Source organism: Pseudomonas sp. FSL R10-1350, from assembly GCF_009600525.1.
Lineage (GTDB): Bacteria > Pseudomonadota > Gammaproteobacteria > Pseudomonadales > Pseudomonadaceae > Aquipseudomonas > Aquipseudomonas helleri.
Map to the genome: position 1 here is coordinate 1 of NZ_WIVR01000103.1, position 9,773 is coordinate 9,773.

The 9,773-nt window shown below is 59.6% G+C and carries 11 protein-coding genes and 1 pseudogene; 5 read left to right on the forward strand and 7 right to left on the reverse strand.

From position 1 onward, the window contains the following. Positions 1 to 237, forward strand: a pseudogene (locus tag GHO25_RS24525) (DEAD/DEAH box helicase); the annotation flags it as partial. 71 nt (positions 238 to 308) lie between these two features. On the opposite strand, the gene GHO25_RS24530 reads toward GHO25_RS24525, so the two are convergent. Both GHO25_RS24530 and GHO25_RS24535 read right to left on the reverse strand, forming a co-directional pair. After that, on the reverse strand, positions 309 to 887 hold the full coding sequence (locus tag GHO25_RS24530) for a YceI family protein (RefSeq protein ID WP_048370909.1): 579 nt from the start codon (positions 885 to 887) through the stop codon (positions 309 to 311). Positions 888 to 919: 32 nt separating this feature from the next. Continuing rightward, a complete protein-coding gene (locus GHO25_RS24535; protein WP_048370907.1) occupies positions 920 to 1,471 on the reverse strand; it encodes a cytochrome b in 552 nt (183 codons plus the stop codon). A gap of 286 nt (positions 1,472 to 1,757) precedes the next feature. On the opposite strand from GHO25_RS24535, the gene GHO25_RS24540 reads away from it, so the two are divergent. Both GHO25_RS24540 and GHO25_RS24545 read left to right on the forward strand, forming a co-directional pair. Then, positions 1,758 to 3,164 carry an adenosylmethionine--8-amino-7-oxononanoate transaminase gene (locus GHO25_RS24540; protein ID WP_153336545.1) on the forward strand — a complete coding sequence of 469 codons (1,407 nt, stop codon included), beginning with the start codon at positions 1,758 to 1,760 and terminating at the stop codon, positions 3,162 to 3,164. Positions 3,165 to 3,266: 102 nt separating this feature from the next. After that, complete coding sequence (locus GHO25_RS24545) at positions 3,267 to 3,986, forward strand: 16S rRNA (uracil(1498)-N(3))-methyltransferase (RefSeq protein WP_153393045.1); 720 nt, start codon at positions 3,267 to 3,269, stop codon at positions 3,984 to 3,986. Positions 3,987 to 4,073: 87 nt separating this feature from the next. On the opposite strand, the gene GHO25_RS24550 is transcribed toward GHO25_RS24545, so the two are convergent. Both GHO25_RS24550 and GHO25_RS26200 read right to left on the reverse strand, forming a co-directional pair. Then, positions 4,074 to 5,039 (reverse strand): GlxA family transcriptional regulator, encoded by a 966-nt coding sequence (locus tag GHO25_RS24550; RefSeq protein ID WP_153393048.1) that lies wholly within the window; start codon positions 5,037 to 5,039, stop codon positions 4,074 to 4,076. A 28-nt stretch (positions 5,040 to 5,067) separates the two neighbouring features. Further along, positions 5,068 to 5,232, reverse strand: coding sequence for a hypothetical protein (locus GHO25_RS26200; RefSeq protein WP_178110221.1), 165 nt, complete (start codon positions 5,230 to 5,232; stop codon positions 5,068 to 5,070). Here GHO25_RS26200 and GHO25_RS24555 point away from each other — a divergent pair. Continuing rightward, on the forward strand, positions 5,231 to 5,872 hold the full coding sequence (locus GHO25_RS24555; RefSeq protein ID WP_153393052.1) for an HD domain-containing protein: 642 nt from the start codon (positions 5,231 to 5,233) through the stop codon (positions 5,870 to 5,872). The genes GHO25_RS26200 and GHO25_RS24555 overlap by 2 nt on opposite strands. Positions 5,873 to 5,881: 9 nt before the next feature. Here the strand turns inward: GHO25_RS24555 and GHO25_RS24560 are convergent, their stop codons facing one another. The 3 genes from GHO25_RS24560 to GHO25_RS24570 are packed head-to-tail and all read right to left on the reverse strand — an operon-like array spanning position 5,882 to position 8,517. Next, positions 5,882 to 6,784 (reverse strand): transporter substrate-binding domain-containing protein, encoded by a 903-nt coding sequence (locus GHO25_RS24560; protein WP_153393055.1) that lies wholly within the window; start codon positions 6,782 to 6,784, stop codon positions 5,882 to 5,884. Positions 6,785 to 6,810: 26 nt separating this feature from the next. Further along, positions 6,811 to 7,161: a RidA family protein gene (locus GHO25_RS24565; RefSeq protein WP_153368256.1), complete on the reverse strand. Its 351-nt coding sequence runs from the start codon at positions 7,159 to 7,161 to the stop codon at positions 6,811 to 6,813. Between the two features lie 30 nt (positions 7,162 to 7,191). Then, complete coding sequence (locus GHO25_RS24570) at positions 7,192 to 8,517, reverse strand: D-amino acid dehydrogenase (protein ID WP_372240972.1); 1,326 nt, start codon at positions 8,515 to 8,517, stop codon at positions 7,192 to 7,194. Between the two features lie 24 nt (positions 8,518 to 8,541). Here GHO25_RS24570 and GHO25_RS24575 point away from each other — a divergent pair, with 24 nt between their 5' ends. Next, a complete protein-coding gene (locus GHO25_RS24575) occupies positions 8,542 to 9,465 on the forward strand; it encodes a LysR family transcriptional regulator (RefSeq protein ID WP_153393061.1) in 924 nt (307 codons plus the stop codon). Positions 9,466 to 9,773 lie beyond the last annotated feature (308 nt).

Genomic DNA, 9,773 nt, shown 5'->3' on the forward strand with positions numbered 1-9,773 from the left:
GCCAAGCGCAGCGGCCCACGCAACGGCGCGCCACGTGATGGCCAGGCCCGTCGCGACAACCGCCCGGCGCGTGATACTGCGCGTCAAGAGCCAGCGGTTAAAGGCCCACGTGAGAACCAGCCGAAGATCATGCACAAAGAGTCCAAAAGCGATCGCTTTTTGACCCCTGAGCAGCTGGATCAACTGCCGAACCGCCCTCGCGGCGAGAAGCCTGCACTGTTGACTCGCAACCGCTGAGTTAACGCTGCATAAAAAACGCCCCGGCTCTCGCAAGCCGGGGCGTTTTTTTTAGCCATCTAAAAGCGCTATTACTTGGCCTTCACGCCTTCCAGCGAGATGTCCAGGTCCAGCGTTTGAGCAGTTGGGCCCGGGCCTTTGATGCCGAAGTCGTTCAGGTTCAGCGTGGTGGTAGCGTTGAAGCCAGCACGTTCGCCGCCCCATGGATCCTTGCCTTCGCCGTTGAATGTGGCTTTGAAGGTCACAGGCTTGGTCACGCCGTGCAGCGTCAGGTCGCCGGTCACGTCAGCCGTCTTGTCGCCGGTTGGTACCACTTTGGTCGACTTGAAGGTCGCCTCAGGGTATTTGGCGACGTCCAGGAAGTCTTTGCTGGCGATGTGCTTGTCACGTTCTGCGTGGTTGGAGAACAGGCTGGCGGTTTGCAGAGTGATGTCAATTTTGCTGTCGGCAGGCTTGGCCGCATCCCACGAGAAGGTGCCTTTCCAGTCCTTGAACGTGCCGTGCACGAAGCTGTAGCCCAAGTGGCTGATTTTCCAGTCGATGAAAGCGTGCTGGCCTTCTTTATCGATGGTGTAGTCGGCAGCCATGGCTTGACCGGCGGTCAGCAGAGCAGTCCCAAGTGCCAGAGCAGCGAGCGTCTTTTTCAACATGCGTTCTATTCCTTTTGAATTGAGGTTGAGCATCAGGCTTTGCGGCCCAGCATACGTTTTAGGGTCGCATCACGGTCAATGAAGTGGTGTTTAAAGGCAGCCAGACCATGCAGAACAGCAAAGATCACCACGGTCCAGGCCAGCCACAGGTGCACAACGCCAGCAACATCAGCCTGATTGGGCAGGCTGGAGATCAGTGCCGGTACTTCAAACAGACCGAAGACAGGGATACCCACGCCTTCGGCCGTCGAGATCAAATATCCCGCAATCATGAGGGCAAACAAGCTCAGGTACAGAAAAGCGTGACCGAACTTGGCGCCGATACGGGTTGCAGGGCTATACGTTTCTAAAGCAGGGGGCGGCGGGCTGATGAACCGCCAGACAACACGGATCAACATGACCGCCAACAGCGTCAGACCGATGCTTTTATGCAGGTCAGGCGCTTCTTTACGCCAAGGGTCATAGTAGTCGAGACCGACCATCCACAAGCCCAATGCGAACAACCCAAACACGGCCAGCGCGACTGACCAGTGCAGGAAAATACTCACGGCACCATAGCGAGAAGACGAGTTACGTAGCTGCATTGCCAACATCCTGTGGGAATTGACGTTAAGACTAATGGTTTACCTATCGAATGAAAGCGCATTTTTTTGCTGCAAAACATCGATAAATACGATCTGTAGCCTGGGGATCATGCATTAAGCAAACGTTAACAATAGCCGCGTGCGGTGTTTTATGCCGAGCCGTGCCTTGAATGTAAATATGCGTGTCTATGGATAAACGTAATGACTTGTGACGAGCTTGCGCATTGCATAGGCTTGCAGGCTTGTTTGCCCGCAGACGCCGGGAACCAGCGCCAGGAGAGTGGAAATGGGCCTGAATAATCAATGGATGCAGCGCGATCTTGCCGTGTTGTGGCACCCCTGCACCCAAATGAAAGATCACGAACAGTTGCCGCTGATCCCCATCAAGCGCGGTGAAGGCGTGTGGCTCGAAGACTTCGAAGGCAAACGCTATCTGGATGCCGTGAGTTCCTGGTGGGTCAACGTGTTTGGCCACGCCAACCCGCGTATCAATCAGCGTATCAAGGACCAGGTCGACCAACTGGAGCACGTGATTCTCGCGGGGTTCAGCCATCAGCCGGTGATCGAGTTGTCTGAGCGCCTGGTCAAGATGACCCCTGAGGGCCTGACGCGTTGCTTCTATGCCGACAATGGTTCGTCGTGTATCGAAGTCTCGCTGAAGATGAGCTTTCACTACTGGCTCAACCGCGGCCAGCCTGACAAAAAGCGCTTCGTGACGCTGACCAACAGCTACCACGGCGAAACCATGGCCGCGATGTCGGTGGGTGACGTGCCGCTGTTCACTGAAACCTACAAAGCGTTGCTGCTCGACACGATCAAAGTGCCGAGCCCCGATTGCTACTTGCGCCCTGAAGGCGTGAGCTGGGAAGCCCACTCGCGCACTATGTTCCAGGCCATGGAACAGACCCTGGCCGAGCACCATGCCACGATTGCGGCGGTGATCGTCGAGCCGTTGATTCAGGGCGCGGGCGGTATGCGCATGTACCACCCGGTGTACCTCACGTTGTTGCGCGAGGCCTGTGACCGTTATGGTGTGCACTTGATCCTCGACGAAATCGCCGTGGGCTTTGGCCGTACCGGGACAATGTTTGCCTGTGAACAAGCCGGCATCACGCCAGACTTCCTGTGCTTGTCCAAAGCCTTGACCGGTGGCTACTTGCCGCTGGCGGCATGCCTGACCACCGATGAGGTGTACAGCGCGTTCTACGACGACTACCCGACCCTGCGCGCCTTCCTCCATTCCCACAGCTACACCGGCAACCCGCTGGCGTGTGCGGCGGCGTTGGCCACGCTGGATATTTTTGAAGACGACAACGTCATTGAAAACAACAAGGCACTTGCCCAACGCATGGCCAGCGCAACGGCCCACCTGGCCGACCATGCACATGTCTCGGAAGTGCGTCAGACAGGGATGGTGCTGGCGATAGAAATGGTTCAGGACAAAGCCACCAAAACGGCTTACCCGTGGCAGGAACGACGCGGCCTGAAAGTCTTCCAGCACGCGCTGGAGCGGGGTGCCTTGTTGCGCCCGTTAGGCAGTGTGGTGTATTTCTTGCCGCCTTACGTGATTACCCCCGAACAGATCGATTTTCTGGCTGAAGTGGCCAGCGAAGGCATCGACATCGCGACGCGCACGGACATCAGCGTGGCCGTGCCGGCGAACTTCCATCCAGACTTCCGCGACCCGGGTTAATTTTAATCCCCTGTAGGAGCGAGCTTGTTTCGCGATCTTTTTAAAGGCAAAAGATCGCGAGGCAAGCTCGCTCCTGCAGAGGGCTTTTTTCAGAGAATTTAAATGAGATTGTCCCGCTTCTTTATCGACGCCCCGTTGAGCCTCGGTGAGCATGAACTGCCTGAAGCCCAGGCGCATTACATTGGCCGCGTGCTGCGCATGGCCGAGGGCGATGCCCTGCAAGTGTTCGACGGCTCGGGTCAGGAGTTTCTGGGGCGCTTGCTGGAAGTTGGCAAAAAACGTGTGCGCGTGGTGCTCGACGAAACCTTTGCCGGGCAAGTTGAGTCGCCGTTGGCCATTCACTTGGGCCAGGGGTTGTCCCGTGGTGAGCGCATGGACTGGGCGATTCAAAAGGCCACTGAATTGGGCGTGACGCAAATTACTCCGATCATGAGTGAGCGTTGCGAAGTGCGGCTCAAGGACGAACGTGCAGACAAACGCCTAGCGCATTGGCGGCAAGTGGCGATCAGTGCCTGTGAGCAGTGTGGCCGTTCGCGGGTGCCGGTGATTCACCCGCCGGTATTGCTCAGTGACTGGATCAAAACCACCGAGGCCGACCTCAAGCTGGTGCTGCACCCGGTGTCTGAGCCGCTGACCAGCCACGCCAAGCCTGCGCGCCTGGCATTTTTGATCGGCCCGGAAGGCGGGTTGACCGATAACGAAGTGGAGCACGCCCACGCCGCAGGCTTCCAGCCGGCCCGACTCGGCCCGCGGGTGCTGCGCACCGAAACGGCGCCCGTAGTCGCGTTGGCCGTGGCCCAGCAACTGTGGGGTGATTTCTAAACGATTGACCTGTAGGAGCGAGCTTGCCTCGCGATCTTTTAAAGATCAAAAGATCGCGAGGCAAGCTCGCTCCTACAGGAATACTCGTTACGCCATCACTGCGAAGTTCGCCCGGAACTGCTGCGGCGAGACGCCCAGCCTGCGCATGAACACACTGCGCAGGTGGTGCGCATCGCGAAAACCGCATTCGTAGGCTACGGTCTTGAGGGCCAGCGCCGGGTTTTCCAGTAATGCGCGGGCCGCATCCACCCGCGCACCTTCAACAAATTGTGCCGGGGTAATACCGGTGTCACGGGCAAATACCCGAGAGAAGTTGCGCGGGCTCATGTTGGCCGCTTGCGCCAGTTCACCGATGGTCAGATCCGCACGCAGATTGGCCTGCACAAACCGTTGCACCGCCGCCACCGGCGAATCGTCCGGGGTGGTCGCTGTCAGAAACGGGCTGAACTGCGACTGTCCGCCCGAACGCTGGGTAAACACCACCAGCCGTTTGGCCACGCTGAGCGCAACCTCGGGGCCATGATCCTGGCTCAACACATACAGCGACAGATCAATCCCGGCCGTCACCCCGGCGGAGGTAAACAAATTGTCGTCCTGCACATACAAGCGATCGGCTTCCAGTTTGGCGCTTGGGCACAGGCGCGCCAGGGCTGCGACATCGCCCCAGTGGGTGGTCACACGGCGGCCGTCCAGCAAGCCTGCGCGAGCGAGCATCAACGCCCCGTTACAGATCGAACCAAAGCGTCGCGAGCGGCGGCACAGTGTGCGTAACCAGCTATAAAACGCCGGGCCAAAATCCTGATCGGGCAGGGCCGGGCCGCCAGCACACAAGACCAGGTCGTAGGCGGTGCTGGCCTCGGTGAAATGCCGATGGGCCTGGATCGACAAGCCGTTGGAGCAGGCCAGCAAGCCTGCCTCCAGGCCCAGCACCTCCAGTTGATAGCGCTCAGCGGGCGGCAGAAACACATTGGCCTCGGCGAACACATCCATGGGCCCGGTCACATCCAGGGCCTGCACGCCGGGGAAAACGATCAATGCGATCTTCAAGGTCATCTGGGTTCGCCGTCTGAGGGGTGTTACATCAAATACCGCCGCCGCCCGGTGTGGCAAGCCTGTTAAAAGGCGTGGCCGGCATTGCCACCTGATTGGCACGAATCGCACCTGCGTGACGATTGTTGCCATGGAGGGCGCGGTCCACACTGAACTCAACAGCGCCACCCCGGCGCTTGATCGAGGAGTTCGCCATGAGTCAGACCATCGCAGGCATCGTCATTCCGGACAGCGCCTTGGCCAAAGCCACGACTGAATACATCCGTGATGTTGAGTCCGATTTGCTCTACAACCACTCGCGTCGCGTGTTTTTGTTTGGCGCGCTGAGCGGCCAACGCAAGCAATTGGCCTATGACCCGGAGCTTTTGTACGTGGGGGCGATGTTCCATGATCTGGGCCTGGTTGAAGGCCATCGCACAGACACCGAGCGTTTTGAAGTCGACAGCGCCAACAACGCCAAAGCCTTCATGAAACCGTTTGGCCTGAGCGACGACGATGTTGAGCAAGTGTGGTTGTCCATTGCGCTGCACACCACGCCGGGTGTACCGCAACACCTGCGGCCAAACGTGGCGCTGGTGACAGCGGGCGTAGAAATGGACGTGCTGGGCATTGATTACGCGGCGTTCCCCACTGAGCAGCGCGAAGCCGTGGTGCATGCGCACCAGCGTGGTGAAGGCTTCAAGGAATGCATTCTTTGCGCCTTCGCCAACGGCTTTAAACATCGCCCCGACACCACGTTCGGCACGGTTAACGCCGACGTGCTGGTGGACATCGACCCAAGCTTCAAACCGCTGAACTTCGTCGAGATCATCCGCACGTCGCCGTGGGTGTCGTAAGCCCCAGGTTTACTCCACCGGATCGCTCACCGGCTTGGCGATGATCTGCTTCAGTTCGGCGGTCATCGGGAACTCCAGGTTCAGGCCATTCGGTGGAATCGGCTGCTCAAACCAGCGCTGATAGATGCCGTTGATCTCGCCCGACTGGTACAGATCCGCCAGCGCCTGGTTCACCACCGCCAGCAACTGCGGGTCGTCCTTGCGCACCATGCAGCTGTAGATTTCACGCGACTGCTCGTGACCCACCACCACCCAGTTGTGTGGGTCGCGGGCTTTGGCGCGTTCGCCGTAGAGCAGTGCGTCATCCATGTAAAAGGCCACGGCACGGCCGGTTTCGAGCATCTTGAACGCCTCGCCATGGTCTTTGGCACTGATCACGTTCATGTTCATCTTGTGGTCAGCGTTGTAGCTCTTGAGAAAGCGCTCATTGGTGGTGCCCGCCGTGGTCACGACGTTCTTGTCGCGCAGGTCGTCAAAGCCCTGGATGCCGCTGTTTTTGGCGGTCAGCAACTGGCCTTTGACGTAGATAAAGCCATACGAGAACGCCACCTGTTTTTGCCGCTCGGCCGTCACGCCGGTTGAGCCGCACTCCAGATCAACCGTGCCGTTTTGCACCAGCGGGATCCGGGTTTGCGAGGTCACCAGGTTGTATTTGACCTTCAGTGGTGCGCCGCCGACTTGCTGCTGGATGCGCTCGACGATTTTGTTCGCCAGCTCCACCGAATAGCCCATCGGCTTGCCTGTGTTGTCGCCTACGTAAGAAAAAGGCACCGAAGCATCGCGATAACCCAGGGTTATGCTCCCGGAATCAGCGACTTTTTTAAGCGTGCCCTGCAACGGCGCTTCGCTGGCGTGCAGTGAGTGGCTGAGCAAAAGGCCCAGCATGCAACTGATCAAGGTGAGCTTTTTCATCTTCTTATTCTCCGGTTTCAAGCTGATTAGCGACGGGCAGCAATCACGCTGATTTCCACCAGCACCTGCGGTCGGGCCAGTTGCGCTTGCAGCGTGGTGCGCGTCGGCGCCTTGCCTGCAGACAGCCAGGCAGACCACACCGCGTTCATGGGCGCGAAGTCGCGCTCAATGTTTTGCAGGTAAATCGTGGCGTTGAGGATGTGGTCCTTGCTGCTGCCGGTTTCGGCCAACAAGGCGTCGATCTTGCTCAGGACTTCTTCGGTCTGCGCGGTAATGTCCTCGCTACCGGTCGGCACTTGCCCGGACAGAAACACCAGCGCCTCATAGGTCGCAGCGGCGCTTAAACGGTCATTGCTGTGAATGCGGTGAATCGTCATCGGGCATTTCCTTAAGGTGTGGGTCAATGGTCAGGCGGCGTGCAAGGCCAGACCTTGCAGGTCAATGGAGGTTTTGCGCTGTGCAATCAGCTCGCTCAGCAAGCGTCCGCTGCCGCAAGCCAGGGTAAAGCCCAGCGCGCCGTGGCCCAGGTTGAGCCACAAGTTGCGATAGCCGCTGGCGCCCAGAATCGGTACGCCGCTGGGGGTGGCCGGGCGCATGCCTGCCCACTCAATGGCGTGTTGGTAATCGCCCGCTTCGGGGAAAGTGCTTTGGGCCAGCTGGCGCATTTGCGCGAGGCGCTTGGGGTCGAGTGAGGCATCAAAACCGACGATGTCGACCATCGCGGCAATGCGCAATTGTTCGCCAATGCGCGCGTACACGATCTTGCGGTCGTAATCGGTGATGCTCACATTGGGGGCTTTACCGGGGTCGCTCAACGCCAATGTGAGGCTGTACCCCTTGAGCGGATACAGCGGCAGATTCAGCCCCGGCAGGCTCAAGGCCGGGCTGTTATGGCCCGCTGCGAGCACCAGTTGATCGACCGGCAGCACCTCGTCGCCCATGTGCACGGCCTTGACCTCACCGTGCTCGTGATGCAGACGGGTGACGGTTTTGCCCAGCAAAAAGGTGCAGCGCCCCGAGGCCTGCAAACGGGCGAACAGCTGTTGGCAAAACGCGTGGCAATCGCCGACCTCTTCATCGGGTGTGTAAATGCCGCCGACAAATGCGCAGCCTTGCAAACCGGGCTCCAGGGCCGAGCATTCGCTGGCAGAGAGCGCTTGCTGAAACGAGCTGTGGATAACTTTTTGCCGGGCCTTGGCGAAGTGCGACGGTTCGCGAAAAGCCACCAGCTTGCCGTTACGCCGCCATTGGAACCCGTCCAGGTGGTCTTCCTCGCGCCATTGCTGCAACGTGGCCTGGCTCAGCAACGCCAAACGCAGCAAATGTGCGCCATTGCGCTGATTGACCGACCCCCGGCAGGCGGCCACAAACGAGGCCAGCCAGCGCCATTGCGCCGGGTCCATGCGCGGGCGCAGTTTGAGCGGTGAGTCGCCGCGCAACATCCAGCCCAGCGCCTGCAACGGAACGCCAGCATCGGCCAGCGGGGCGACATAGCGGTACGACAATTGGCCGCCATTGGCAAAGCTGGTCTGGCTGCCGAGGGTCGGGCGGGCTTCGATCACACTCACGTCAAAGCCTTCGCGCACCAGCGCATACGCCGTTGCCAGCCCGATAACCCCACCGCCGATGATGCAAACACGCTGTGCCATGTCAGTCCTTACCCACTGTTGTGCGGGTTTCAGATTAGGGGCAGGTGACAGGCGCTGAACAATGATTAAAGATGCTTCACCCATAAACAAAGGTTATGGACTGCCGCCATGCGCTTGCGCCACATCGAAATATTCCAGGCTATTCGCCAGACCGGCTCCATCAGCGCCGCCGCCCAGTTGCTGCATGTCTCGCAACCTGCGGTGAGCAAAGTCCTGCAGCATGCCGAGATGCAACTGGGGTTTCCGTTGTTCTTGCGCGTGCGCGGCAAACTGCAGCCCACCCCCGAGGCGCTGCTGCTGGAGCGCGAGGTCGAAAAAGTCAGTGAGAGTGTGCAAGGCGTACAGCGTCTGGCCGAAAGCTTGCGGCGCACACCGGGGCATCGCTTGCGCATCGGCAGTACGCCTGCGTTGGCGTTGTCCTTGTTGCCGCCAGTGATTGGCGAGTGGACGCGCCGCTACCCCGACAGCCGCTGCGAACTGGCGAGCGCACACAGTCGTGAACTGGTGCAAAGCCTGCTGATGCGTGAGCTGGACGTAGCGCTGACCTTGAAACTGCCCGACCACCCGGGGCTCAAGGCTCAGGCGTTGGCCCACAGCGTGCTGGTCGCGTTGGCGCCACGGGGTTACTGGAGCGAAGACCGTGAGGGCGAGTCGCTGGCGCTGCATGAACTGGCGGACGCCCCGTTGATTGGCCTGAGCAGCGCCGATCCGTTGTTTGCGCGCTTGGACAGCTACCTGAAAACCATCGAGCCGCCCCCGCGCATCAACATTGCGGTGCAGACCTACTCGCTGGCGCGAGCGATGGTGGAATCGGGAGCGGGGTTGGCCGTGATAGACCCGTTCACCGCCCTGGGCGCCTCAGCGGCAAGCACCGTCATCCGCCCGTTGAGCCCGGCATTGCCGATCACCCTGTACGCCCTGACCCGCGCCGACGAAGCGCCGGTGCATCTACTGGAAGGGTTACTGGAATTGTTCGCCGAGCGAGCCAATGAACAGCTGCGGCGGATAGAGAGAGGGGTACAAATCCCGTAGCAGTTGACGAGCCTTGCGAGGCTACGTCCGGCGGCGCAGCCGTCGTAAACGGGTTATCGAGATTCTTCAGTTAGAACGGATTTTGTGGTTTTACGATCGCTTCGCAATCGGACGCAGCCTCGCAAGGCTCGACAGCTGCTACGAGAGGTTCGCGGTTAAATCGCGTAGCAGTTGACGAGCTTTGCGAGGCTACGTCCGGCGGCGCAGCCGTCGTAAACGGGTTATCGAGGCTCTTCAGTTAGATCGGGTTTTGTGGGTTTACGATCGCTTCGCAATCGGACGCAGCCTCGCAGGCTCGACAGCTGCTA